Here is a 23,840-nt window from a genome sequence, read left to right on the forward strand (position 1 = left end):
CACGCCCACAACACGATCAGAGACCGAGGGCGGCCTTCCACGCCTCCGGGAGGAGGGCGTAGCCGACGAACGCGACGACGTCGAGCAGGGTGTGCGCGATGACGAGCGGCACCACCCGGTGCCGCCCCCACCTGCTGGTGTAGAACCACGAGAAGACGACGCCCATCACGACGTTGCCGAGGAACGGGCCGATGCCCTGGTACAGGTGGTACGAGCCGCGCAGCAGCGAGCTGGCGACGATGAACCACAGCCGGGACCAGCCGAGGTCGCGCGTGCGCTCGTGCAGGTAGGCGACCGCGATCACCTCCTCGAGCAGCCCGTTCTGCAGGGCGGCGAGGATCAGCACGGGCACCGTCCACCAGTGCTCGGCGAGCGCGCTGGCCTGCACGGACACGGTGATCCCGAGCGCCCGCCCGAGCAGGTAGAACGCCAGCCCGGGGATGCCGATGGCGGCGGCGAGGCCGAACCCCCACGCGACGTCGCGCCCGGGCCGGGCGCCGGCCAGCCCCCAGTCGAGGCCGATCCGCCGGCGCGTGCCGGTCCACGTGGCCGTCGCGCGTCCGCTGAGCAGGTACAGGGCCAGCGCGACGGGCACGAGGGCGAAGCCGATGCTCAGCAGTTGGTACACGAGGTCGAGCAGCGAGCGCTCGGACTGGCTGGCGTTGAGGGTGGCGGACTGCTCCGCCAGCGGGGTGTCCGCCGTGAGCCGCGCGACGATGTTGACCAGCGCGTACACGCCGCTCTGGCCCAGGCTCAGGCCCAGCACGATCCAGATCTCCGCCGTGGTGCGGCGGCGGGCGGCGGGCGTGGTCGCAGGCGCGACGGGGGCGGGGAGCGCGGGGTGCGGCACGGTCACGCGCCCCAGCGTAGGCCGCGCCGCGCCCTGGGAACGGCAACCTAGGCACCACCTCGAGGCGGTCACCGGGCGGGGCGCAGGTGGCCCCGAGGTGGTGCCGGGCAGGGATCATCCGTCCTGACGGGGCGGGCGACCCGGACGCCGCGTGGGGGCCGCGTCGCGCGGCAGCCGCCCGGCGTCCTTCAACGCCCGGCGCAGCAGCAGGTCGATCTGCGCGTTGACGCTGCGCAGGTCGTCGGCCGCCCACCGGGCGAGCGCGTCGTGGATCGCCGGGTCGAGCCGCAGCAGCACCTGCTTGCGGGTGGGCCGGGCGGTGCGCCCGGAACCCGGGGGCGCCGTCTCGTCACCGGGTCCGGTGCCGGCGGGCGTCACTGGTACAGCGAGCCCGCGTTGACGACGGGCGTCGCCCGGCTCTCGCCGCACAGCACCACCAGCAGGTTGGAGACCATCGTGGCTCGCCGCTCGTCGTCGAGCGTGACGATGCCGTCCGCCTCGAGCCGGCCGAGCGCGTCCTCGACCATCGACACCGCGCCGTCGACGATGCGGGACCGGGCCGCGATGATCGCGCCCGCCTGCTGGCGCTGCAGCATGGCCTGGGCGATCTCGGGGGCGTAGGCGAGGTTGGAGATGCGGGCCTCGACGACCTCGACGCCGGCGACGGTGACCCGCGCCGCGACCTCCGCTGCGATCTCCTCGGACACGAGCTCCGTGGCCCCGCGCAGTGACTCGACGTCGTCGCCGCCGTCGTACGGGTGGGACATGGCGACGTGGCGCAGCGCGGACTCCGCCTGCACCGAGACGAAGTCGTCGTAGTCCTCCACGGCGAAGCTTGCCCTGGCTGTGTCGGCCACCTGCCAGACGACGATGGCGGCGATGTTGATCGGGTTGCCGTCCGCGTCGTTGACCTTGAGCTCGCTGGTCTCGAAGTTGCGCACGCGCACGGACACCCGGCGGCTGGTGGTCAGCGGCACGGTGACGACGAGTCCCGTACGCCGGATCGTGCCCAGGTAGCGGCCGAAGAGCTGCACGACGAGTGTCCGGCCGGGGCTGATGACGCCCACCCCGGTGAGCAGCAGGATGCCGACCAGGATGGCGACGATGCCGAGGACGACCCCCGCAGGGCTTCCCGTCGTCATCGTGAGGATGCCGCCGAGCACGAGCACCACCGTCAGGAGCACGGCGAGAAGTGCGCCGCCGGCGCCGAGCGACCAGGCCGCGCGCTCCTCGACGTCGACCCGGGTGCCGTCGTGGCCGACGGGTCGGCCGGCGGGCGCGCCTCCGGTGGTGGCCTGCGTCGGGGGAGGTGCGTCCGTCATCGTGTGCTCCTGGGTCGGTCCGGTTGATGCGATATCAAAGTGATATCACATTAATCTCGCCGTGCGCCAGGCGCACCGGGGTCTTGCCGGACGCCTCGCAACGTGCCAAGATCGCAAACAGGTTTGCCACACAAACTCCTTTGCGAGGTATCGATGACCGCTATCCCCGACCGACCCGACGACGCCGAGCTGGCCGCGGCCGACTCGCTCCGCCTCATCCGCGAGCAGCAGGACCGCGCCCGCTCGGCCCTCGAGCCGGACGGCCGTGCGCTCTACGGCGCGTGGGGCGCCGCGTGGCTCGCGGGCTACCTGGTGCTGTGGACCAGCGCGCGGGGGCGCGAGCAGCCCGAGGCATGGGCGTACTGGGTCTTCGCGGGCGCCATCGCGGCCGCCGTCGTCTTCACGATGGTGCACACCATCAGCCGGACGGCGGGCGTGCGCGGCGTCTCGGCCCGCGCCGGGGCGATGTACGGCTGGTCGTGGATGCTCGGCTTCCTCACCTTCAGTGTCTTCCTCGGCGGGCTGGCCCGGGCCGGCGCGGACGCGGAGGTCATGGCACTGGCCAGCAACGGCGGGGCCTGCCTCGTCGTCGGGCTGCTCTACCTGGGCGGGGGCGCGGCGTTCGGCGACCGGAGCCTGTTCGTGCTCGGCGCGTGGATCCTCCTCGTCGCGGGGGCCGCGACGCTCGTCGGCCTGCCCGGCACCTACCTCGTGATGGCGCTCGCGGGCGGCGGCGGGTTCCTCGTGATGGCGGGCATCGAGCACCTGCGCCTCGCCCGCCGGCGGCGCCGCTCCGGTGAGGAGGCGCGCCGTGCCTGACGCCCTCGACCCAGTCATCCACGCCCCCGCGCGGTTGCGCGTCGTCGCGACGCTCGCGGCGCTCGGCGCCGGCGACGAGCTGAGCTTCCCCAAGCTGCAGAAGCTGCTCGACATGACCGCCGGCAACCTGTCCACCCACCTGCGCAAGCTCGAGGACGCCGGCTACGTCCGCGTCACCAAGACCCACGAGGGCCGCACCCCAGCGACGTACCTCGCGCTCACCCCCCACGGGCGGCGCGCGTTCGAGGACTACACCGAGGCCCTCACCGGCCTCCTGAGAGGAGCCGGATCATGACCCGCACCCGACCACCTGAACGCGTCCCCGCCCCGGCGGGCGCGCGGAGCCTGGAGCGCGCGCCCGCCGTCGTCGCCGTGGACCGTGCGAGCCGCCGCTTCGGCGACGTCGTCGCGCTCGACGACGTGAGCCTCGACGTCGGGCCCGGCGAGCTCGTGGGGCTGCTCGGGCCCAACGGCGCCGGGAAGTCCACGCTGCTGTCGCTGATCAGCGGCCAACGGCGGCCCGACTCCGGGACGGTGCGCCTGCTGGGCGGCGACCCGCGCGACGCGGCCAGCCGGCGTGGCCTCGGCATCACCCCGCAGGAGACGGGGCTACCTGCGACCCTGCGGGTCCGGGAGGTGGTCGACTTCGTCGGCGGCCACTTCGCCGACCCTGTGCCGACCGGCGAGCTGCTGGAGCAGTTCGGCCTCGCCGACCTGGCCCGGCGCCAGACGGGCGCGCTGTCCGGGGGGCAGAAGCGGCGCCTGGCCGTCGCGCTGTCCCTGGTCGGGCGGCCGAAGGTCGTGCTGCTCGACGAGCCGACCACCGGCCTCGACGTCGGCGCCCGTCAGGCCCTGTGGGACGCGATCCGCGTCTACCACGCCGGCGGCGGCACGGTGCTGCTCACCAGCCACTACCTCGAGGAGGTGCAGGCGCTCGCGCAGCGCGTCGTCGTCATCGACCGCGGCGTGGTGCGGGCCGACGACAGCCTCGACGCCATCCTGAGCCGCGTGGGGCTGCGGCGGGTCCTGGTGCGCTCGTCGGTGGAGCTCGCCGGGTGGCCGGGCGTCGTGCGGGCCGAGCGGCTCGACGACGGGCAGCAGGAGCTGTATACCGCGGACGCGGACGCGCTGGTGCGCGACATCGTCCGGGCGGACGTCGAGTTCGCCGACCTCCAGATCCGGGGCGCGAGCCTCGAGGAGGCCTTCGAGGAGATGGTGGCAATGGGGGCGGACCGATGAGCACCACGACTCGCGCGACCAGGAGCACGACGCCGGCGCCCACGGGTGGGCCGGGCGTGCTGCAGCTGACGTGGCTGCACCTGCGCTACCAGTTCCTCGAGACCGTGCGGGTGCCGATCGCGGTGCTCGGCAACATGCTCTTCCCGGCGCTGGCGATGTTCTTCTTCGTCGTGCCGCAGCGCGACGTGGCGCAGAACCCGCTGTGGGCCACGATGTCCGTCGCGAGCCTCGGGCTGTTCGCTGTCTGCTCCGCGAGCCTGTTCACCTACGGGCTCGGCGTGGCCGAGGATCGGCAGCTCCCTTTCGATCCGTTCCTGCGCTCCCTGCCCGCCGGCCCGGGGCCGCGGATGGTGGCGCGGATCGGCAACGGCGCGATCTTCGCGCTGTTCGGCCTGGTGCCCCTGATCCTCATCGGCTGGCTGTTCACCGCCGCGACCGTCACGTGGGGGCAGCTGCTGGCCGGGGTCGGCACCACACTTCTGGTCTCCGTGCCGTTCGTTCTGTTGGGCATGGCGGTGGGGTACTCGCTGTCCGCCAAGGCGGCGCTGCCGGTGGTGCAGGTGATCCTGTTCCCGCTGTCGTTCGCGGGCGGGCTGTTCCTGCCGCCGCAGATGTTCCCGCCGTGGCTCGACGCGATCTCGCAGGCCACGCCGACCAGGGCCGGTCGTGACCTGCTGGTGCAGGCCCTCACCGGGGAGCCCGCCTACCCGTTGGCGTGGCTCGTGCTGCTCGGCTGGACGGCGCTGTTCGCCGCACTCGCCGTGTGGGCCTACCGCCGCGACGAGGGGCGCCGCTTCCGCTGACCCCGACGCTGTGCTGTGGGACGGCGACATGCTCGTTCGGTTCCAGTCGCCCACGCCGGGGAAGCGCGGCGTGCACACCGGCGTCTTCGGGCTCACGAACGTCCTCGAGCACGGCGGCCGGCTGACGCCGGAGGAGCACGCTGGGCGTTCTGACCTGTGCGTTGTGGGCGTGAGATCGGGGACTATCGGACCTCGGATAGTCCCCGATCTCACGCCCANCATGCGCCCCGTTCTGTGCGTTGTGGCCGCAATATCTGGACCCCCCGCCCTTTGGCCATCCCCCCCCCCCACGCCCACAACGTCCGACGGAGGTCAGGCGGCGCGGCGGAGGCGGAGCGAGTTGCCGACCACGATGACGGACGACGCGGCCATGGCCGCCCCAGCGATCATCGGGTTGAGCAGGCCCGTCGCGGCGAGCGGGATCGCCGCCACGTTGTACGCGAACGCCCAGAACAGGTTCTGCTTGATCACGCGCAGCGTGTGCCGGGACAGGCGGACGGCGGCCGGGGCGGAGCGCAGGTCGCCGCGGACCAGCGTGATGTCGCTCGCCTCGATCGCGACGTCGGTGCCCGTGCCCATGGCCAGCCCCAGGTCGGCGGTGGCGAGGGCGGCGGCGTCGTTCACGCCGTCGCCGACCATTGCGACCACGCGGCCCTCGCCCTGCAGCCGGGCCACGACGGCCGCCTTGTCCTGCGGCAGCACGCGGGCGATCACGTCGTCGGGCGCGATCCCGACCTCGTGGGCTGCGACCCGGGCCGCGCCCGCGCCGTCGCCGGTGAGGAGCATGGGCCGCAGGCCGAGGTCGCGCAGCTCGGCCACCGCGCGGGCAGACGTCGCCTTGACCGGGTCGCGCAGCACGACCACGCCGCGGGCGGCGCCGTCCCAGGCGACGACGACCGCGCTCGCCCCGGTCACCTCGGCCTCGTCGAACGCCGCGGCGAGGTCGTCTCCCAGCGTGACGCCCTGGCCGGCGAGCCACGACGGCTGTCCGACCAGCACGCGCCGCGCGTTCAGGCCGCCGTCGGCGGCGAGGCCGGCCAGCCCCGAGTGCGCGCGGCGCACCACGGCCCGGACGCCGCCGCCCGGCGCGGACTCGAAGTCGAACGCCTGCAGCGACCCGATCGTCACGCCGTCCGCGCCGACGTCGCCCCCGCCCGACGAGTTGTCAGGGCCAGGAGCACCGGAACCTGCGTGTGGTCCTGACAGCTCGGAGGCGGCGTCGGCGATCGCGCGGGCGATGGGGTGCTCGCTCAGCGACTCGACGGCACCGGCGTAGGCCAGCACCTCCCGCTCCCGCGAGTTGTCAGGGCCAGGACCATGAATGCGTGCGCCTGGCCCTGACAACTCCGGGGTGACGACGCGCTCCACCGCCATGCGGCCCTCGGTGACGGTGCCGGTCTTGTCGAGCACCACCGTGTCGACGCGGCGCGTGGACTCCAGGATCTCCGGCCCCTTGATGAGGATGCCGAGCTGTGCGCCCCGGCCGGTGCCGACCAGGAGGGCAGTCGGGGTCGCCAGCCCGAGGGCGCACGGGCACGCGATGATGAGCACGGCCACGGCGGCGGTGAAGGCGAACTGGGCGTCGGCGCCCGCGAGCAGCCAGACCACCAGCGTGAGCACCGACAGCCCCAGCACGACCGGCACGAAGACGGCCGAGATCCGGTCCGCCAGTCGCGCGACCGGTGCCTTGCCCGTCTGCGCCCGCGTGACGAGCCGGCCGATCTGGGCGAGCGTCGTCTCCTCGCCCACGCGGGTGGCGCGCACCAGCAGGTGACCCGACGTGTTGACGGTCGCGCCGGTCACGGCGTCCCCGGGGCCGACGTCCGCGGGCACGGGCTCGCCCGTGAGCAGCGACGTGTCGAGCGCGCTCGCGCCCTCGACCACCTCGCCGTCGGTGGCGACCTTCTCGCCCGGACGCACCACGAACACGTCGCCGACGGCCAGCTCGGCCACCGGTACGCGCTCGGTGAGGCGGGCGCCGTCCGGCCCGACGGCGGGCGTGCCGTCCGCGGCCAGGCGCACCCGCTCGGCGTCCTTGGCGCCGAGCTCCAGCAGCGCGCGCAGCGCGTCGCCCGCGCGGCGGCGGGAGCGGTGCTCGGCGTACCGGCCGGCGAGGAGGAACGTCGTGACGACGGCCGCGACCTCGAAGTACAGCTCGGGCGCGCCCTCGGCCGCCGACGGCAGCAGCGACGGCCGCATCCGCATCCCCAACTCGCCGGTGCCCCCAAGCGTCAGCGCCCACAGCGACCACAGGGATGCGGCGATCACGCCGAGCGAGACCAGCGTGTCCATCGTCGACGCGCCGTGCCGGGCGGCGCGCGCCGCCGCCGTGTGGAACGGCCATGCGCCCCACGCCACCACCGGCAGCGCCAGCGCCGCGACCACCCACTGCCAGCCCGTGAACTGCAGCGCGGGGATCATCGACAGCGCCACGACGGGCACGGTGAGCACGGCCGACGCGCGCAGCCGGCGCAGCAGGTCCGTGCCGCGGGCGTCCCCGCGGGTCGAGCTCGTCGGAACCGTGGTCTCGACAGGCTCGACCGACGGGGTCGGCTCGACCGACGGGGTGGTCTCGACCGACGGGGTGCGCTTCGGGGCGACGTCGCGCCGCGCGGTGACGCTGGCGCCGTAGCCGGCCTTCTCGACGGCCTCGACGAGCGCGTCGTCGTCGACGGGGGCGGTGAGCTCGACGTGCGCGCTCTCCAGCGGCAGGTTCACGGTGGCCGTGACGCCGTCGACGCGGTTGAGCCGCTTCTCGACGCGGGCCACGCACGACGCGCAGGTCATGCCCTCGATCGCGAGGTCGACCTCGAGGATCGATGCCGGGGGAGTATCGGCGGCGTCCGGGCGGGACGTCTCAGTGGGGGTGGTCATGGGTGACTCCTGGGGATTCCGGGTCGGAGGTCACCCGCGACGGCCCGGGGTGGCGGGGTCGCGGTGGGGGCGCCGGTCGGGTGGACGTCGGCGCGGCGCGGAGGGCCTGGGTCGCGGGCGCTCGCACGAGCGCGGGCGACGGTTCGGCAGGCGGTCCGCGGGGCGGTGCGCTCAGGCGCGGGGCGGGACGGACAGGTCGTACGTCTTCGTGGCGGGCGTCCTGGCGGGCTCGGCGGAGGCCGCGCCGGTGCCGCAGCCGCACGCGCAGTCGTGCGCCTCCTGGCGCGCGGGGGCCTGGGCGGCCTGCTGCGCGGCGAGCGCGTCGTTCTGCACGGCGACCGACGCGACGGCGTACCCGGCCTCGTCGACGGCCTCGCGCAGCGCGGCCTCGTCGAGGGGGGCGTCGGAGAAGACGGCGACGTCGGAGGTGCCGCCGGCGTGCAGCTCGACGCTGACGTCCTCGACGCCTGCGACGGCCGAGAGGTCCTTGGTGACGTGCGCGACGCAGTTGCCGCAGGTCATGCCGGTGATGCCCAGGGTGGTGACGGTGCTCATGGTGCTCCTTCGCAATGAGTGGATCGAGTGGGTCGAGCGGATCAGCTACGCACGAGGCGGCCGATGGCGTCGGCGGCCTCCTTGACCTTGGCGGCGCCCTCCGCCTCGGACGAGCGGGCGGCGTCGACGACGCAGTGGCTCAGGTGGTCCTCGACGAGGCCGATGGAGACGGCCTGCAGGGCCTTGGTCACCGCGGACACCTGGGTGAGGATGTCGATGCAGTAGACGTCCTCGTCGATCATGCGCGCGATCCCGCGGACCTGGCCCTCGATGCGACGCATGCGCTTGAGGTAGGCCTCCTTGTCGGAGGCATAACCGTGCGGCCCGTCGTGCTGGTGCGAGCTGTGCGCCGGGGCGTCGGCGGGTGCGGTGGTGTCGGTCATGAGCTCCACGATACCCCTAGGGGGTAAGGTGTCAAGCGATGCCGGGGCCCCGGCGACCTCGCAGGGCACGTCTCGCTCATCGCGTCGACATCCTCTTCGAGTCCGACGTGCTCTTCGAGTCCGACGTGCTCTTCGAGTCCGACGTGCTCTTCGAGTCCGACGTGCTCGTCGAGATCGAGGCGTACGCCGTCCTCGACTGACCGGGTGGCCGGGGGGATCAGGTGATGCGGAAGGGCGCGACCCGGCCGTCGAGACCGCATGCTCGGTCAGGCGCGGGCGCGGTCATGCGCGGGCTCGGACGGAACGGGCTCGGCGTCGACGGCGATGCGCAGCGCCGCGACCAGGTCGCGGTACAGCTCGTCCGAGGCGTGGAGCTCCTCGTGGGTGCCGCCCGCACGGATGCGCCCGCCCTCCATGACGAGGATCCGGTCCGCGTCGAGCACGGTGGACAGCCGGTGGGCCACCGTGACGACCGCGCCGTGCCGGGTGTGGGCGCGGATCGCGTCGTGGATCGCGGCCTCCGTCAGGCCGTCCACCTGCGACGTCGCCTCGTCCAGCAGCAGCACCTCCGGCTCCTTGAGCAACGCGCGGGCGAGGGCGATCCGCTGCCGCTGCCCGCCCGAGACGGCGGACGACACGAGGGACGTGTCCAGCCCGTCGGGCAGCGCCTCCAGGTCGTCGGCGAGTCGCACGGCCCGCAGCACCTCCTGCACCCGCTCCGGGGTGGCGTCCGGGCGGCTGAACAGCAGGTTCTCCCGGATGGTGCCGGGCACCACGGGCGTCTCCTGCTCCACGTACGCGAACCGGGCCCGGACGTCCGCGTGGCCCAGGTCCCGGTACGGCACGCCGTCCAGCCGGATCTCGCCCCCGGACGGCTCGATGAACCGCAGCAGCAGCGACAGCAGGGTCGTCTTGCCTGCGCCCGACGGCCCGACGAGCGCGACGTGCCCGCGGCGCGGCACCTCGAGCGAGACGTCGTGCACCACCGGTATGTCGTCCGCGTAGCCGGCGGTGACGCTGTCGAGCACGAGGACGGGCCCGGTGGCGTCGGCCGGCGCGGGCCGCTCCGGGGCGGCGGGGCGCGCGACGTCGTCCGGCTCCTCGAGCTCCATCGTCTCGACCTCGCGGATGCGCTCCGCGGCGGCCAGGCCGGACTGGAGGGTGGTGAACGCCTGGGTCAGCTCGGAGATCGGGCCCACGATGTTGAAGGCGTAGAGCAGGAAGGCGACCAGGCTCGAGACCGCGAGCAGGTCCTCCGACACCCGCCACGCGCCCAGGCCCAGGATGACGATGATCGCGAGCTGGATCCCGCCCCAGGAGACCGTCCACGCGACGGCCTCGATGCGCACCGCCGCCACGGCGTGCTTCCGTGCCTCCCGGGCGTCGTCGAGGATCTTGCGCCCTTGTCGCTCCTCGGCGCCGCTCGCCTTCACCGTGCGCACGGCGCGCACCGCGCCTTCGACGGCGCCACCGAGGCGGCCGACCGCCTCCTGGGTGCGGTGCTGCGCCTTGCCGATGCCGGGCAGCAGGAGACCCATCGCGACCGCGACGACCACGATCGCCACGACGGTGGAGCCGAGCAGCGTGAGGTCGAGCACCGCCATGAGGACGAGCGTGCCGACCAGGGAGATGAACCCGTTCACGAGGCTGACCAGGCTGTTCGACGTCGCCTCGCGCAGCAGCAGCGTGTCGGACGTGACCCGCGTGACCAGCTCTCCGGCCGGCTTCGAGGTGACGGCGCCCACCCGGGCCCGCAGGTAGCGCCGCACGATCGACTCGCGGGCCTCGTAGACGACGTCCTCGGCGAGGCGGCCGAGCAGGATCCACTGGAACAGCGCCACCACCGACCCGACGATCATCAGGACGACGAGCCAGGCGACCGGCCCGCCCATCGAGGTGCCCGTGGACAGCGTGTCGAGCACCCACTTGGTGACCATCGGGGTGGCGAGGCTCATCGCGGTGGCCAGCAGGCCGAGCGCGAGGCCGAGCGCCAGGGTGCGGCGGTGCGGGCGCACGAACCCGAGCAGGATGCGCAGGCGCTCGCGGCCGGTCTTCTCGGGTGCCCTGGTGGCGGGGGTGTCGCCCGGCGTGCCGGAGGCCGGGGGAGAGGTCGCGGGGTCGGTGGCGGTCACGCTGTCAACCATGGTTGACGCTCCTCGGTTCGTCAACCCTTGTTGACGGATGAGTGGGGGCCTAATGCTCCCCAGAGTGGAACACGACTGTTCCAACATGGTCAAGCATTCATCCAGAATTCGGGTGTAGCGTTCCCGCCATGACGGAGGTGCAGGACACGGAGACCGGGGCCCGGGCGCGGACCCGGCGGGCCATCGTCGAGGCGGCGGTGGCGCAGCTCGCCCGCGACGCCGGTGTGTCGCTCGGCCAGATCGCCGACGCCGCGGGGGTGGGCCGCACCACCCTGCACCGGTACTTCCCCGAGCGGTCCGACCTGCTCGAGGCCGTCGCGACGGAGACCGCCGTCCGCCTGGACGAGGTTTACGTGCGCGCGCGGCTCGAGGACGGCACCGCCCGCGAGGCGCTGCGCCGGCTGTGCCCGGAATACCTCCAGCTGGGCGACCTGCTCACGCTGCTGTTCACGGAGGTCGTCCCGGACTCGGCGCTCGAGGGCGACGGTGGGAGCGACGGCGAGGATCCGCTCGCGGCGCTCGTCGCGCGGGGGCACGCCGACGGGAGCATCGACCCCGAGCTCAGCGCGCACTGGGTGGTCGGCACCCTCTGGTCGCAGCTCTACCTGGCGTGGGAGACCCTCCGTGAGGGGCAGGAGTCGCGACACGACGTCGTCCAGCAGCTGATGCGCACGGTCGGCAAGGCCATCGCCCCCTGAGTCCGAAGGCGTCCTCACCCCACGCGGCCGTACCCAGGGGCGGCGCTACCTCACGCGGTCGCCGCGGCGGCCGCCTTCGCTCCGGCGGGCAGGGCATCGAGGATGCGGTTCACGGCGTCGTCGTCGTGCGCGGCGGAGACGAACCAGGCCTCGAAGACCGACGGCGGCAGGTTCACGCCCGCGTCGAGCAGGGCGTGGAACAGGGCGCGGTAGCGGAAGATCTCCTGGGCCTGCGCCCGGGCATAGTCCCGCACGCCGTGCTCGGCCGCGTCCGGCCCGAAGAACGCCGAGAACAGCGAGCCCGCCCGCTGGACGCGATGCGGCACGCCCTCGGCCGACAGCGCGTCGCCGAGCGCCGACGCCAGCGTGTCCGCGACGGCGTCGACGCGGGCGTACACGGCGTCGTCCGCCAGGCGCAGCGTGGTCAGGCCGGCCGCCACCGCCACCGGGTTCCCGGACAGCGTGCCCGCCTGGTACACCGGCCCCGTCGGGGCGAGCTGGTCCATGATCGACGCCGGTCCGCCCAGCGCGGCCACCGGCATCCCGCCTCCCACGACCTTGCCGAAGGTCAGCAGGTCGGGCTCGTAGCCCTCGCCGCCAGCCGTGCTGCCCGTGCGGATCGACTCGTTCTCCAGCCCCCACCAGCCGGACGGACCGACGCGGAAGCCGGTGAGCACCTCGTCCATGACGAAAAGCGCGCCGTGCTCGCGGGTGATGCGACGCAGGCCCGCGTTGAAGCCCTCGGCCGGCGGCACCACGCCCATGTTGGCGGGGCTCGCCTCGGTGATGACGGCGGCGATGCGCGGGCCGTGCTGCGCGAACGCGGCCTCGACGGCGGCCAGGTCGTTGTACGGCAGCACGAGCGTCTCGGCCGCGGACGCCTCCGTGACCCCGGCGGTGCCCGGCATGGCGAGCGTCGCGACGCCCGACCCGGCCTCGGCCAGCAGCGCGTCGACGTGCCCGTGGTAGCAGCCGGCGAACTTCACGATCAGCGGCCGCCCGGTGACGCCGCGCGCGAGCCGCACCGCCGTCATCGTCGCCTCGGTGCCCGTGGACACCAGGCGCACGCGCTCCGCGACGGGCACCCGCCGGCGGATCTCCTCCGCGAGCTCCACCTCGGCCACCGTCGGTGCCCCGAACGACAGGCCGCGCGCCGCGGCGTCCTGCACCGCGGCGACCACCTCGGGGTGCGCGTGCCCCAGCAGCGCCGGGCCCCACGAGCACACCAGGTCCACGTACTCGCGGCCGGCCACGTCCGTGACGTACGGGCCGCGCGCCGAGGCGAGGAACCGCGGGTCGCCGCCCACCGCCCCGTACGCCCGCACCGGGGAGTTCACGCCGCCGGGGATCGCCGTCTGCGCGCGCAGGAATGCCGCGTGGTTGCTCCGTGCTGAGCCTGTCGAAGTGTCGGCCTGGGGCGTGGCGTCCACCATCGCCGTCTCGATCTGGCCGAAGCCTGCCGTGTCCGTCATCGTGGTCCTTCCGAAAGAGTGTGTCGTGGGCGGGCCAGCGCGCTCAGCGCAGCCAGCCGGCGATCTCGGTGGCCCAGTACGTCAGCACGACGTCGGCCCCGGCCCGCTTGATCGCGGTGACCGACTCGAGCACGGCCCCCTTGCGGTCGATCCAGCCGTTCGCGGCGGCCGCCTCGATCATCGCGTACTCGCCGCTGACCTGGTACGCCGCCACCGGCACGTCGGAACGATCTGCGACGCCGCGCAGCACGTCGAGCGACGTGCCGGCCGGCTTGACCATCACCATGTCGGCGCCCTCGGCCAGGTCGAGGTCGGCCTCGCGCAGCCCCTCGCGGGAGTTGGCCGCGTCCATCTGGTACGTGCGGCGGTCGCCCTGCAGGGCGCTGTCGACGGCGTCGCGGAACGGGCCGTAGAACGCGCTCGCGTACTTGGCGCTGTAGGCGAGGATGCTCACCTGCTCGAAGCCGGCGTCGTCGAGCGCGTCCCGGATGACGGCGACCTGCCCGTCCATCATGCCGCTCGGCGCCACGACCTCCGCGCCCGCCCGGGCCTGCGCGACGGCCGTCGACGCGTACCGGTCGAGCGTCGCGTCGTTGTCCACGATCTGCTCGCCGGCCGGGCCGGCCGTGAGGACCCCGCAGTGCCCGTGGTCCGTGAACTCGTCCAGGCACGTGTCGGCCATGACGACGGGGCCGACGGTCGGTCTCGTCGGGCCCCGTCCGGAGGTTTCGACAGGCTCAACCACCGCGGCCTCGACCTCCGCGACGGCCTCCCGGGCGATCCGGATGCCGCGCTGCAGCACACCGTCGGGGGCGTCGGCCTGCGTGCCGGTCGCGTTGCGCTCGGCGGGGATGCCGAAGAGCATGACGCCGCCCAGCCTGGCGCGGGCCGCGTCCGCCACGGCGTCGCGCAGCGAGGCCTCGGTGTGCTGCACCTGGCCAGGCATGGACGGGATCGGCGCGGGCGCGTCGAGACCCTCCTTGACGAAGAGCGGCAGCACGAGGTCGGCCGCGTGCAGGCGGGTCTCGGCGGCCAGCCGCCGCATGCGCGGCGTGGTGCGCAGGCGGCGGGGTCGGTAGACGATGCCCGAGGTGCTCACGGGGTCTCCTTGGTGACGGTCGATGCGGGGTTCTGGAGGGCGGTGGCGACGGCCGCGGCGAGCGCGTCGTCGGTGGGGCGGGCGGCGACGGCGGCGACGCGCAGGCCGGCGGCGCGGGCGGCGGCGGCGGACGGCGCTCCGATGGCGACCATCGCCGTCCCGGTGCCCGCCTGGGCGGCGATCTCCCGCGCGACGGAACCGGAGGCGACCACCACGAGGTCGAAGCCGCCGGTCCGGGCGCGGGTCGCGACGTCTTCGGGCAGATCGTGGCGCACCGTGCGGTACGCCGTCACGACGTCCGGCGCCCAGCCGCGGGCGGCGAGCCCGTCGGCAAGCGTCGGGCGGGCGAGGTCGCCGAGGGGGAGCAGCACGCCCGGCGCCCGGGCGGGCGCCGGCGCGAGGTCGGCATCCGGGAAGGCGGCGACGATCCCGGCCGCCGTCGCGTCGTCCGCCGCGGGGAGGAGGTCGACGCGCACGCCGGCCGACTCCAGGGCCTGGCGCGTCGCGGGCCCGACGGCGGCCCACCGGGCCGGGGCAGCCGAGAGGTCGACGCCGGCGCGGGCGGCGGCGTCGGTCAGCGCGTCGACCGCGTTGACGCTGGTCACGACGACCCACGCGTGCTCGCCCCGGGAGGCGCGTCGGACGGCGTCGTCCAGCGGGGCGAGGTCGTGCGCCGGGGCCCGCTCGATCACCGGGGCCACCACGACGTCGTGTCCGGCGGCGCGTAGGCGCGCGACCAGCCCGGCCGCGCGCTCGGGCGCCCGCGCCACCAGCACCGCCGTCGGGCGAGGCTCTGCGGTCACGAGCCCTCCGGGTCGTCGGTGCCGGTGGGGGCGCGCAGCGGGGCGACGTCGGCGCGCGAGGCGACGTCCTCCGGCGCGTGTGGGGCGTCCTCGCCGCCGACGAGGGGGGCGAGCCGCGCCGCGCCGTCGGCGAGCAGCGCCTCGGCGACGCGGACGCCCAGGCCCGTCGCGGCCTCGTCCTGCGCCGTTGCGTCGTGCGGTCCGCCCGCGTCTGCGGCGAGTGCCGCCGCGGCGCTGTGGGTCACCTGCTCCGTGCCGTCCACGCGCGCGACCACCGCGGTGAGCTGCAGCTCGCCGGCCTCGATCCGGGCGTACGCGCCGACGGGCGCGGCGCAGCCGGCCTCGAGCCGCGCGAGCACGGCCCGCTCGGCCAGCACGCACAGCCGGGTGGGGCGGTGGTCGAGCGCGGCGAACGCGTCGCCCAGCGCCGACCCGGCGGCCAGGTCGGCGGTGCGTGCCTCGATGGCCAGCGCGCCCTGCCCGGGGGCGGGGGCGACGACCATCGGGTCGAGCAGCTGAGACACCACCGACGTTCGGCCCAGGCGGGACAGCCCGGCGAACGCGAGGACGACGGCGTCGAGGTCGGCGTCCGGCCCGAGGGCGCGCGCCAGGCGGGTCTCGACGTTGCCGCGGATGTCCACGAGCTCGAGGTCGAGGCGCGCGGCCTTGATCTGTGCGGCCCGGCGCGGGGAGCCGGTGCCGACGCGGGCGCCGCGGGGCAGGGTGTCGAGCGTGAGCCCGTCGCGCGCGCACAGGGCGTCGCGCGGGTCCTCGCGCTCCGGGGTGACGACGGTGAGCTCCGCCGGCTGCGCGGTGGGCAGGTCCTTGAGGGAGTGCACGGCGACGTCGCAACGCCCGTCGAGCAGCGCCTCGCGCAACGCGGTCACGAACACGCCCGTGCCGCCGAGGGACGCCAGGGAGCCGGTCTTCACGTCCCCCTCGGTGCGCACGCGCTCGAGCTCCACCGGCCGCCCGAGCAGCTCCTCCAGGCGGCGTGCCACCCGGCCGGACTGCGTCGTGGCGAGGGCGCTGCCGCGGGTGCCGAGACGCAGCGGGGCGGGGTCGGGACGGGGGGTGCTCACCCCTCCAGTGTCGCGCAGCGGCCCGCCCCGTGGACAACCCCGGGCCGCCACGGGGGCCGATCTCACACCGTTCTGCCCGACGTCCTGACGCGAGGTCATGACAGTGCGTCATCACCCGCCGAGGTAGTCCCGAATTCCGCGAGGTAGTCCCAAATTCCGCGAGGTATTTCAAAATCTGCCGAGGTAGTTCGATTCTGCGCGAGGTAGCGCACTACCTCGCGGAAGTTCGAACTACCTCGGCAGATTTTGAACTACCTCGCGGAATTCGGGACTACCTCGCCGTCAAAGGGCGGCGACGGCGGCCTGGGCGTGCGTGACGATCGCCGCGAGGCCGGTGCCGGCCACCCAGCCACCGGCGACGGCGAGGCCGGGGGTGTGCCCGACGGCGGCGCCGAACGCCGCGACGTCGGCGCGGTAGGCGGGCGTGGGCGGGGGGAGGGAGCCGTCCCAGCGTTGCAGCAGGTGGTCGCGCACGCGGTCGGTGACGTCGACGCCGAGAAGCGCGGTCGCGTCGCGGGCGGCCTCGTCGGCCGTGGGCTGGTCGGTCGGGGTGCCGATGCGGCCGTACGAGAGGCGCACGACGTGGACCCCGGGCCCCACGGCGGCGCGGACGCGGTCGGCGAGCCACGGCCACTTGGCCGTGGAGTGCGTGAGCGCCTTGGCCCGCACGTCGCCGGCGCCACCGTCGTCCGTGTCGGGGGCCACGAGCAGCCCCGAGCCGCGGGGTGCGTCGTCGAGCTCGGGCGCCTCGAGCAGCAGGGTCGCGAGCCAGATGTCGGCGCCGCGCTCGGGCGTCGGCACCACCGGGCCGCCGGCGTCGCGCGGACCGTTGGGGGAGGCGACCCACGGCACGAGCAGGGGCGCGACCGTCGGCGTCGTCACGACCAGCCTCGGCGCGCGCACCGTCGCGCCGGAGTCCGTCGTCACCTGCCATTCGCCCCCGGGGCTACCGGAGCGACCCGTGCGCACCACGCCGACCACCCGCTGCCCCACGCGGACGGCGGCGTGGATGGGCCCGGTCGCGTCGCTCAGGGGCGAGTCGGTGAACTCCTCGGCGCTCGCGGCGATCTCGCCGGCGAGGGCCTCGACCAGCGCGTGCATGCCGCCGTCGATGCCGCGCACGGCGGAGCCGGCGGGCGCGGCCGCCCGCAGCGCTCCCACGGCGAGCGAGAGCGACCCGGTGCGGGCGAACGCGTCGAGCAGGCCTGGTGCGACGGCGTCGACGTCGAGCCGGTCCAGCGGGGCGGAGTGCACGCCAGCGGCGACGGGCCCCACCAGCCGCTCGGTCACCCGGCGCCCGAGGCGGGAGTGCACCAGCGAGCCCAGGTCGGACGGGTCCGCCACGAACCGCGGCAGCACCCGGTCGAGCGCGGCACGCGCGACGCCGGGCCACCCGATCGCGCGACGCACGTCGGGCGCCCACGGCACGGACGGGATGCCGAGCACGCCCGCGGCGGGCAGCGGGAAGGCGCGCCCCGCCGCGTACCCCCAGGCGGACAGCGGCGCCGGGCTCACGACGTCCAGCCCCAGCTCGTCCGCCAGGTCGGTGACCGCCGTGCCGCGCGCCGCGAACGACTCCGCGCCGAGGTCGAGCCGCAGCCGGGGGAGCGACGGGAAGGCGCCGCCGCGCACGGGGCCGCCCACGCGGTCCGCCGCCTCGAGCAGCACCACCTGCAGCCCGCGCTGGGCGAGCGTGCGCGCCGCGACGAGCCCGCCGACACCGCCGCCCACGACCACCGCGTCGACGCGCTCCGCCGCACGGGCCGCCGGTGCGTCGGTCGCCGGGGCGCCGAGCGGCGGGAGCGGGGTCACAGCGAGTGCACCAGCTCGACGACGCGGGTCAGCACGGTGGGATCGGTGTCGGGCGGGACGCCGTGGCCGAGGTTCACGACGTGCCCTGGCGCCGCAGCGCCCCGGGCGACGACGTCGCGCACGTGCGCCTCGAGGACCGGCCACGGGGCGCCGAGCAGCGCGGGGTCGATGTTGCCCTGCACGGGGACGGGGCCACGGGGGCCGCCGGCCAGCAGCGCGGCGGCCTCGTCGAGCGGGGTGCGGTAGTCGACGCCGACGGTCGGGTGCGTGATGCCGGCGTCCTCCAGCACGTCTCGCATGGCGGGCAGCAGGTGCGCGGTGCCGGTGCCGAAGTGGATGCCCGGCACCCCGATGCGGGAGGGAGTGCCGTCGTCGGCGGCCGTGCGCAGGTCGGCGACGCGCGCCAGCGCCCGGGTGGACGACGGCGCCACGTGCGCCACGTAGTCCGCGAGCGCCAGCGACCCGGCCCAGGAGTCGAAGAGCTGCACGGCCGACGCGCCCGCCAGCACCTGCGCCCGTAGGAACCGGCCCGTGAGGTCGGCGGTCCACGCCGTGAGCCGGGCCCACGTCTCGGGGTCGGCGTGCATGAGCGTGCGGGCGGCGAGGTGGTCGCGCGACGGGCGGCCCTCCACCAGGTAGGCCGCGAGCGTGAACGGCGCGCCGCCGAAGCCGAGCAGCGGCACGTCGCCGAGCTCAGCCACGGTGAGCCGCACGGCCTCGGCGATCGGCGCGAGCGCGGCGTCGTCGAGCGTGCGCTCCGTGAGCCGGGCGACGTCCTCGGCCGTGCGGTACGGCTGGTCCATGACCGGCCCGACGCCGGACTTGATGTCGACATCGACGCCCGCCAGCTTCAGCGGCACCACGATGTCGCTGAAGAAGACGGCGGCGTCCACGTGGTGGCGGCGCACGGGCTGGAGGGTGATTTCTGCCGCGAGCTGTGGCCGGAGGCAGGACTCGAGCATCCCTACCCCCTGACGGACCTCGCGGTACTCCGGCAGCGACCGGCCGGCCTGCCGCATGAACCACACGGGGGTCACGTCCGGACGTTCGCCCTGCAGGGCCTGCACCAACGGGGAGCGGAGGGTCCGGCCGTCGACCAGCGGGTGGTCGGCGGGTAGGAGGCTCGGCTCGGACGGGATCGTGGGGGATGTCACGGTCAATGATTCTGCCCCGCCCCGCCCATCCTCTTAAAGTGGGAGCACTGTGGTTCTCCTCTCTCTCACCGCCTCGCACCGCGAGCTGGACCTCGATGCGCTCGAGCGGCTGTCCACCGGCGCGGGCTCCCTCGGGCGTGCCGTCGTCGGGGCCTGCGGCCCCGTGCAGGGCTCGGTGGTCATCTCCACCTGCAACCGGTTCGAGCTCTACCTGGACGTCGACGCGCCGGTGCACGGCGACTCCGTCCGGCACGCCACCGGCCACGTGGCCGCGCTGGTGGCGCAGAGCTCGGGGGTGACGCAAGACGTCGCGGCGGACTCGTTCACGGTCCGCACCGGCTCCGAGGTCACCGAGCACCTCTTCACCGTCGCCGCGGGGCTGGACTCCATGGTCGTGGGCGAGCGGGAGATCGCGGGCCAGGTGAAGCGGGCGCTCGCCGAGGCGCGCACCGACGGCACCACGTCCAAGACCCTCGAGCTGCTGTTCCAGACGGCGTCGCGCACGTCCAAGCGGGTGGGCACGCGGACGGCGCTCGGCGCGGCGGGGCGCTCCGTCGTCGCCCTCGGCCTCGACCTCGCCCGTCGCGATCTCCCGCCCGCCCGCGGCGACTCCACGCCCGGCGCGTCGTGGCGCGATGTCCGCGTGGTCCTCATCGGCACGGGCTCGTACGCGGGGGCGTCGGTGGCGGCCCTGCGGGCCCGCGGGTGCGACGACGTGCGGGTCTACTCACAGTCCGGCCGCGCGGAGGACTTCGCCCGGGGGCACGACGTCGAGCCGGTGGACGACCTGGTGACGGCGCTCGCGGACGCCGACCTCGTGGTGTCGTGCTCGGGCGCGCGCGGACGCCGCGGCCCCGCCCCGGCGGTGGCCGAGCCCGTCGGGACCTCGGCCGAGGCCTCCCTGGAGTACGTGCTCGACGCCGCCGCCGTGGTGCGCGCCCGCGAGCGTGCCGCGGCCGCCGCAGGCGACCCTTCGACAGGCTCAGGACGGCGCGAGGAGATGGCGCCCCTGGTCGTGCTCGACCTGGCGCTGCACCGCGACGTCGACCCCGGCGTGGCGGACGTCGAGGGCGTGCTGCTGTACGACCTGAGCACGCTGAAGGCGCACGCCCCCGCCACCGCCGCGGACGTCGTCGACCGAGCGCGGCGCATCGTGGACAACGCGGCCGCCGACTTCGAGGAGACGCGCCTGGGCCGGGCGGCGGACGCCGCGGTCGTAGCGCTCTTCGACGCCGCGGAGGTGCGGGTGCGCCGGGAGGTGGACGCCGCCGTGGATCGGCTGGCCACCGAGCTGGCCTCGCGGGGCGAGGCGCCCGACGAGTCCGACGTCGACGCCATCGCGCGCGGCGTCCGCAAGCGGGTGCACTCCGCCCTGCACGAGCGGATCGTTGCCGTGCGCGCCGACGCGCTGGCCCGGGCCCGGGCACAGGAGGCTGCGGTCGTGGCGGGCGCCGAGGGCCTGGTCACGGACGTGGAGCAGGTCGCCGGGCGCTGACCGGCGTCGCCCCCGTCCCGCCGCGGCGCGGACCGCGAGGACCGCCCGGCTGTCGCGAACCTCCCACGGGGACCGGTTCGCCGGATGCAGGCCCAGATCACCCCGTTTCGACGCGCGCGTCCGGCATGTCGGCACTAACGTGCCGAACGGGGCCAACGGCCCGCCACAAGCCGGCCGTCGACGGTTGGGCCCGCCTCGAAAGGACGCGTGAGATGGATACGTTCTGGGACTTCTTCTGGTACCTCGTCTGGATCTTCCTGTTCGTCGCCTACCTCATCGTGCTCTTCCAGATCCTGACGGACCTGTTCCGGGATCGGGAGCTGTCCGGCTGGTGGAAGGCGCTGTGGGTGATCTTCCTGATCTTCGTGCCGCTGCTCACGTCGCTGGTGTACCTGATCGCCCGCGGGCGGGGCATGTCGGAGCGCCAGCTCGAGGCGGTGAAGGCTGCGAAGCAGAGCACGGACGCGTACATCCAGTCGGTCGCAGGGTCCCCGGCCGACCACATCGCGTCGGCCAAGAAGCTGCTCGACGAGGGCACGATCACGCCCGAGGAGTACGAGCGGCTGAAGGCCAAGGCCCTCTCCTGACCCCGGCGGATCGCGGTCGCTACGCTCGGCAGCCATGACCTCGGACGGCGCGACCTCGGACGGCGCGACCTCGGACGGCGCGACCTCGGACGGCGCGACCTCGGGCGGCGCGACCTCGGGCGGCGCGACCTCGGGCGGCGCGACGCTCGCCCCCACGACCCGGGCCACGCGCCTCGGCGTGATCGACATCGGCTCCAACACGGTGCACCTGCTGATCATGGATCCCCGCCACGGGGTGCGGCCCGTGCCGCACGCGTCGCGCAAGATCGCGGTGCGGCTGATGCGCTACCTCGACGCCGACGGCGCGGTGGTGCCCGAGGGACGGCTGGCACTGCTCACGGCGGTCGACGACGTGATGACGCTCGCCCGGGAGTCCGCCGTCGACGAGCTGCTCCCCATGGCCACGTCCGCGCTGCGCGACGCCTCCAACGGCGCCGAGGTGCTGGCCGCGATCTCGCAGCGCGTGGGGCGCGAGGTGCAGGTGCTGTCCGGCGAGGACGAGGCCCGGCTGACGTTCCTCGCCGCCCGGCGCTGGCACGGCTGGGCCGCCGGCCGGCTGCTTGTGCTCGACATCGGCGGCGGGTCGCTGGAGATCGCCACCGGCGTCGACGAGACACCCGACCTCGCCACGTCCGTCCCCCTCGGCGCCGGACGCAGCACGCGCGTCTTCCTGCCCGACGACCCGCCCGCCCCCGCGCAGGTGCAGGCGCTGCGCGAGCACACCCGGGCCACGCTGGGACCCGTCGTCGAACGCCTCGCCACCCTGCCGCCGCCCGACCACGTGGTGGCGACGTCCAAGACCTTCCGGTCGTTGGCGCGGCTCGCCGGCATGCAGGTGGAGGCGGTGGGCCCGGACGACCGCTGGCGGATGCGCCTGGCGCAGCTCGCCGACTGGGTGCCGCGCCTCGCCCGTATCCCCGCCGACGGGCGCACCGCGCTGCCCGGTGTCACGCCCGAGCGCACCTACCAGATCGTGGGCGGGGCGGTCGTGGCCGAGGAGACCATGCGGGCGCTCGGCGTCGACGAGGTCGAGATCTGCCCGTGGGCGCTGCGCGAGGGCGCGGTGCTGCAGCGGCTCGACCGGATGTAGAACCCTCGCCGGTTGAGCTTGTCGAAACCGGGGACGTGGTCTCGACAAGCTCGGCCGGCGACAGGAGGAATCACCACGAAGCGTGGTCCGTGCCCCACGGGCGGGCCGGGAACGCGTAGTCGTCGACGCCCGGGAGGGCGGGACGAGCGGAGGTGACGCAGGGCCGGCGCCCGTGGCTCACGACGGCGTCGCCGCCCGGCGCCGCCGGCGCCGGGTGGGCGTGGTCGCGGCCGCCGGCGTCGAGCAGCCACGCCGCGGTGCGGGCCAGCGCCGCCGAGACGTCCCGGCCCTGCCCGTCACGGCCACGGGCGGCGAGCGCGTCCACGATCCCGGCCGCGAGGAGGTAGCCCGTCGCGTGGTCCAGCGCCTGCGCGGGGAGCGCGCCCGGTGTGTCGCCGTCCGGCGACTCGGTCATCGCGATGCCCGACGCCGCCTGCACGATCGAGTCGAAGCCGCGCCGGTGCGCCCACGGGCCGTCGTCGCCCCACGCGCAGACGCGCGCGGCCACGGCCCCGGGCGGCGGGCGGAGCCCGTACCGGTCGAGTGCGCCCGGGCGGTAGCCGGTCACGAGCACGTCCGCGTCGTCCAGCAACGCCTGCGCTCGGGAGAGGTCGCCGGCGTCGTGCAGGTCGAGCAGGGTGGTGCGCTTGCCCTGCCCGACGTCGAGGTGCTGGTGCCGGATCTCCGCCGGCACGGGCGGGTCCACGCGCAGCACGTCGGCGCCGAGCGCCGCGAGCGCGCGGGTGGCGACCGGGCCGGCGATGACGCGGGTCAGGTCGAGCACCCGCACCCCGGCGAGCGGCGCGGCGCCACCGGCGGGCGGGCGCGGTACCGCAACGGGGCCGGTGCGCGGCTCGACGCGGACGAGCGGCCCGGCGTGCGCCGCCCGGCCCGGTGCGGAGTCGCGCCACTGGGCCTCGTCGCGCACGCGGACGGCGATGGCCCCGGCCGCCGCGGCGTCGTCCTCGAGGGCGGCGGCGGACGCGTCCGCGAGGCGCGCGGCCAGGTCGTCGCGGCCCGCGCCGTCGGGCAGGGCCAGCAGCTGCAGCAGCCGTGCGCGGTGGTGGGGGTAGTTCGCGTGCGTGCGCACCCAGCCGTCACCCGTGCGGAAGAAGCCGGACAGCGCCGCGAAAGACTCCACCGGCCGCCCGTCGAGCCGCAGCAGCCGGTCCGAGCCGAACGACGCCGCGACCCGCGCGGGCGACGGCCCGTGGCGAACCAGGGGCCCGGTAGCCCCCGCCCGCCCCGCGGCCGCGCTCAGGGCGGCCACCGACCCGAGCGCGAGGTCCAGCACCGGCAGCGTCGCTGCGAGCCACGCCTCGCGCTCGCCGTCGAGCGTGCCCGGCTCGCCGCCGGCCCGGCCGGGCGACGTGCCGCCGTCGCCGACCCCCGACTCGTAGTCCGCCACCAGGCGGCGCCACGACTCCATCCCGCCACGGTACCCACGCCGTCCCGTCGAGGTAGTCCCGCATCCCGCGAGGTAGTTCCAAAATCCGCGAGGTAGTTCCAAATCTGCCGAGGTAGTTCGAGTCCGAACGAGGAAGGCGCTACCTCGCAGA

Annotated in this window: 22 protein-coding genes; 8 read left to right on the forward strand and 14 right to left on the reverse strand. The window is 75.1% G+C overall.

What is annotated here, in order from left to right; genetic code table 11:
* Window positions 1–16: 16 nt before the first annotated feature.
* From AC1C2V_RS16175 to AC1C2V_RS16185, 3 genes are all read right to left on the reverse strand, one after another.
* On the reverse strand, window positions 17–856 hold the full coding sequence (locus tag AC1C2V_RS16175) for a CPBP family intramembrane glutamic endopeptidase (RefSeq protein WP_495390662.1): 840 nt from the start codon (window positions 854–856) through the stop codon (window positions 17–19).
* A gap of 108 nt (window positions 857–964) precedes the next feature.
* Window positions 965–1,228, reverse strand: a complete 264-nt coding sequence (locus AC1C2V_RS16180) for a type II toxin-antitoxin system antitoxin (RefSeq protein WP_495390663.1) — start codon at window positions 1,226–1,228, stop codon at window positions 965–967.
* Window positions 1,225–2,172 carry an SPFH domain-containing protein gene (locus tag AC1C2V_RS16185; protein ID WP_495390664.1) on the reverse strand — a complete coding sequence of 316 codons (948 nt, stop codon included), beginning with the start codon at window positions 2,170–2,172 and terminating at the stop codon, window positions 1,225–1,227. Before AC1C2V_RS16185 ends, AC1C2V_RS16180 begins: the two co-directional genes overlap by 4 nt.
* Window positions 2,173–2,325: 153 nt before the next feature.
* Between AC1C2V_RS16185 and AC1C2V_RS16190 the strand changes: the two genes are divergently transcribed.
* From AC1C2V_RS16190 to AC1C2V_RS16205, 4 genes are read left to right on the forward strand one after another with little or no spacing between them, the layout of a single operon-like run.
* Window positions 2,326–2,991: a hypothetical protein gene (locus tag AC1C2V_RS16190; RefSeq protein WP_495390665.1), complete on the forward strand. Its 666-nt coding sequence runs from the start codon at window positions 2,326–2,328 to the stop codon at window positions 2,989–2,991.
* Window positions 2,984–3,286: a transcriptional regulator gene (locus tag AC1C2V_RS16195; protein WP_495390666.1), complete on the forward strand. Its 303-nt coding sequence runs from the start codon at window positions 2,984–2,986 to the stop codon at window positions 3,284–3,286. Before AC1C2V_RS16190 ends, AC1C2V_RS16195 begins: the two co-directional genes overlap by 8 nt.
* A complete protein-coding gene (locus AC1C2V_RS16200; RefSeq protein ID WP_495390667.1) occupies window positions 3,283–4,230 on the forward strand; it encodes an ABC transporter ATP-binding protein in 948 nt (315 codons plus the stop codon). The genes AC1C2V_RS16195 and AC1C2V_RS16200 overlap by 4 nt, the downstream gene beginning before the upstream one ends.
* A complete protein-coding gene (locus tag AC1C2V_RS16205; RefSeq protein ID WP_495390668.1) occupies window positions 4,227–5,033 on the forward strand; it encodes an ABC transporter permease in 807 nt (268 codons plus the stop codon). Before AC1C2V_RS16200 ends, AC1C2V_RS16205 begins: the two co-directional genes overlap by 4 nt.
* A 312-nt stretch (window positions 5,034–5,345) precedes the next feature.
* On the opposite strand, the gene AC1C2V_RS16210 is transcribed toward AC1C2V_RS16205, so the two are convergent.
* From AC1C2V_RS16210 to AC1C2V_RS16225, 4 genes are all read right to left on the reverse strand, one after another.
* Window positions 5,346–7,907, reverse strand: a complete 2,562-nt coding sequence (locus AC1C2V_RS16210) for a heavy metal translocating P-type ATPase (RefSeq protein WP_495390669.1) — start codon at window positions 7,905–7,907, stop codon at window positions 5,346–5,348.
* A gap of 171 nt (window positions 7,908–8,078) precedes the next feature.
* Window positions 8,079–8,462 (reverse strand): heavy-metal-associated domain-containing protein, encoded by a 384-nt coding sequence (locus tag AC1C2V_RS16215; protein WP_495390670.1) that lies wholly within the window; start codon window positions 8,460–8,462, stop codon window positions 8,079–8,081.
* A 41-nt stretch (window positions 8,463–8,503) separates the two neighbouring features.
* Window positions 8,504–8,845: a metal-sensitive transcriptional regulator gene (locus AC1C2V_RS16220; protein ID WP_495390671.1), complete on the reverse strand. Its 342-nt coding sequence runs from the start codon at window positions 8,843–8,845 to the stop codon at window positions 8,504–8,506.
* 266 nt (window positions 8,846–9,111) lie between these two features.
* Window positions 9,112–10,989 (reverse strand): ABC transporter ATP-binding protein, encoded by a 1,878-nt coding sequence (locus AC1C2V_RS16225; protein WP_495390672.1) that lies wholly within the window; start codon window positions 10,987–10,989, stop codon window positions 9,112–9,114.
* A 128-nt stretch (window positions 10,990–11,117) separates the two neighbouring features.
* On the opposite strand from AC1C2V_RS16225, the gene AC1C2V_RS16230 reads away from it, so the two are divergent.
* Window positions 11,118–11,687, forward strand: a complete 570-nt coding sequence (locus AC1C2V_RS16230; RefSeq protein WP_495390673.1) for a TetR/AcrR family transcriptional regulator — start codon at window positions 11,118–11,120, stop codon at window positions 11,685–11,687.
* Between the two features lie 50 nt (window positions 11,688–11,737).
* Here the strand turns inward: AC1C2V_RS16230 and hemL are convergent, their stop codons facing one another.
* From hemL to hemE, 6 genes are all read right to left on the reverse strand, one after another.
* Entirely contained in the window at window positions 11,738–13,120 is a 1,383-nt protein-coding gene (gene hemL / locus AC1C2V_RS16235) for a glutamate-1-semialdehyde 2,1-aminomutase (RefSeq protein ID WP_495390712.1), read from the reverse strand.
* An 82-nt stretch (window positions 13,121–13,202) separates the two neighbouring features.
* Window positions 13,203–14,204 (reverse strand): porphobilinogen synthase, encoded by a 1,002-nt coding sequence (gene hemB, locus AC1C2V_RS16240; RefSeq protein ID WP_495390713.1) that lies wholly within the window; start codon window positions 14,202–14,204, stop codon window positions 13,203–13,205.
* 50 nt (window positions 14,205–14,254) lie between these two features.
* Window positions 14,255–15,061: a uroporphyrinogen-III synthase gene (locus AC1C2V_RS16245; protein ID WP_495390674.1), complete on the reverse strand. Its 807-nt coding sequence runs from the start codon at window positions 15,059–15,061 to the stop codon at window positions 14,255–14,257.
* Complete coding sequence (gene hemC / locus AC1C2V_RS16250) at window positions 15,058–16,143, reverse strand: hydroxymethylbilane synthase (RefSeq protein WP_495390675.1); 1,086 nt, start codon at window positions 16,141–16,143, stop codon at window positions 15,058–15,060. Before hemC ends, AC1C2V_RS16245 begins: the two co-directional genes overlap by 4 nt.
* A gap of 282 nt (window positions 16,144–16,425) precedes the next feature.
* The gene (locus tag AC1C2V_RS16255) at window positions 16,426–17,955 is read right to left on the reverse strand and encodes a protoporphyrinogen/coproporphyrinogen oxidase (protein ID WP_495390676.1); all 1,530 of its coding nucleotides are present in this window, start codon (window positions 17,953–17,955) and stop codon (window positions 16,426–16,428) included.
* The gene (gene hemE / locus AC1C2V_RS16260) at window positions 17,952–19,109 is read right to left on the reverse strand and encodes a uroporphyrinogen decarboxylase (protein ID WP_495390677.1); all 1,158 of its coding nucleotides are present in this window, start codon (window positions 19,107–19,109) and stop codon (window positions 17,952–17,954) included. The genes AC1C2V_RS16255 and hemE overlap by 4 nt, the downstream gene beginning before the upstream one ends.
* Before the next feature lie 49 nt (window positions 19,110–19,158).
* On the opposite strand from hemE, the gene AC1C2V_RS16265 reads away from it, so the two are divergent.
* The 3 genes from AC1C2V_RS16265 to AC1C2V_RS16275 all read left to right on the forward strand — a co-directional run bounded on the left by AC1C2V_RS16265 (window position 19,159) and on the right by AC1C2V_RS16275 (window position 22,281).
* A complete protein-coding gene (locus tag AC1C2V_RS16265) occupies window positions 19,159–20,604 on the forward strand; it encodes a glutamyl-tRNA reductase (RefSeq protein ID WP_495390678.1) in 1,446 nt (481 codons plus the stop codon).
* A 212-nt stretch (window positions 20,605–20,816) separates the two neighbouring features.
* Window positions 20,817–21,191, forward strand: coding sequence for an SHOCT domain-containing protein (locus AC1C2V_RS16270; RefSeq protein WP_495390679.1), 375 nt, complete (start codon window positions 20,817–20,819; stop codon window positions 21,189–21,191).
* A 34-nt stretch (window positions 21,192–21,225) separates the two neighbouring features.
* A complete protein-coding gene (locus AC1C2V_RS16275; protein ID WP_495390680.1) occupies window positions 21,226–22,281 on the forward strand; it encodes a Ppx/GppA phosphatase family protein in 1,056 nt (351 codons plus the stop codon).
* A gap of 70 nt (window positions 22,282–22,351) precedes the next feature.
* On the opposite strand, the gene AC1C2V_RS16280 is transcribed toward AC1C2V_RS16275, so the two are convergent.
* Window positions 22,352–23,710, reverse strand: a complete 1,359-nt coding sequence (locus AC1C2V_RS16280; RefSeq protein WP_495390681.1) for a CoA transferase — start codon at window positions 23,708–23,710, stop codon at window positions 22,352–22,354.
* Window positions 23,711–23,840 lie beyond the last annotated feature (130 nt).

The sequence above is a fragment of the Isoptericola sp. Y541 genome, from assembly GCF_059445465.1.

Excerpts from the sequence above, each read along its gene's own strand:
- AC1C2V_RS16185 (WP_495390664.1), bottom strand. The coding sequence starts at position 2,172 with ATGACGGACGCACCTCCCCCGACGCAGGCCACCACCGGAGGCGCGCCC.
- AC1C2V_RS16190 (WP_495390665.1), top strand. The coding sequence starts at position 2,326 with ATGACCGCTATCCCCGACCGACCCGACGACGCCGAGCTGGCCGCGGCC.
- AC1C2V_RS16200 (WP_495390667.1), top strand. The coding sequence starts at position 3,283 with ATGACCCGCACCCGACCACCTGAACGCGTCCCCGCCCCGGCGGGCGCG.
- AC1C2V_RS16205 (WP_495390668.1), top strand. The coding sequence starts at position 4,227 with ATGAGCACCACGACTCGCGCGACCAGGAGCACGACGCCGGCGCCCACG.
- AC1C2V_RS16210 (WP_495390669.1), bottom strand. The coding sequence starts at position 7,907 with ATGACCACCCCCACTGAGACGTCCCGCCCGGACGCCGCCGATACTCCC.
- AC1C2V_RS16215 (WP_495390670.1), bottom strand. The coding sequence starts at position 8,462 with ATGAGCACCGTCACCACCCTGGGCATCACCGGCATGACCTGCGGCAAC.
- AC1C2V_RS16220 (WP_495390671.1), bottom strand. The coding sequence starts at position 8,845 with ATGACCGACACCACCGCACCCGCCGACGCCCCGGCGCACAGCTCGCAC.
- AC1C2V_RS16225 (WP_495390672.1), bottom strand. The coding sequence starts at position 10,989 with ATGGTTGACAGCGTGACCGCCACCGACCCCGCGACCTCTCCCCCGGCC.
- AC1C2V_RS16230 (WP_495390673.1), top strand. The coding sequence starts at position 11,118 with ATGACGGAGGTGCAGGACACGGAGACCGGGGCCCGGGCGCGGACCCGG.
- hemL (WP_495390712.1), bottom strand. The coding sequence starts at position 13,120 with ATGGTGGACGCCACGCCCCAGGCCGACACTTCGACAGGCTCAGCACGG.
- hemB (WP_495390713.1), bottom strand. The coding sequence starts at position 14,204 with ATGCGGCGGCTGGCCGCCGAGACCCGCCTGCACGCGGCCGACCTCGTG.
- AC1C2V_RS16270 (WP_495390679.1), top strand. The coding sequence starts at position 20,817 with ATGGATACGTTCTGGGACTTCTTCTGGTACCTCGTCTGGATCTTCCTG.
- AC1C2V_RS16275 (WP_495390680.1), top strand. The coding sequence starts at position 21,226 with ATGACCTCGGACGGCGCGACCTCGGACGGCGCGACCTCGGACGGCGCG.
- AC1C2V_RS16280 (WP_495390681.1), bottom strand. The coding sequence starts at position 23,710 with ATGGAGTCGTGGCGCCGCCTGGTGGCGGACTACGAGTCGGGGGTCGGC.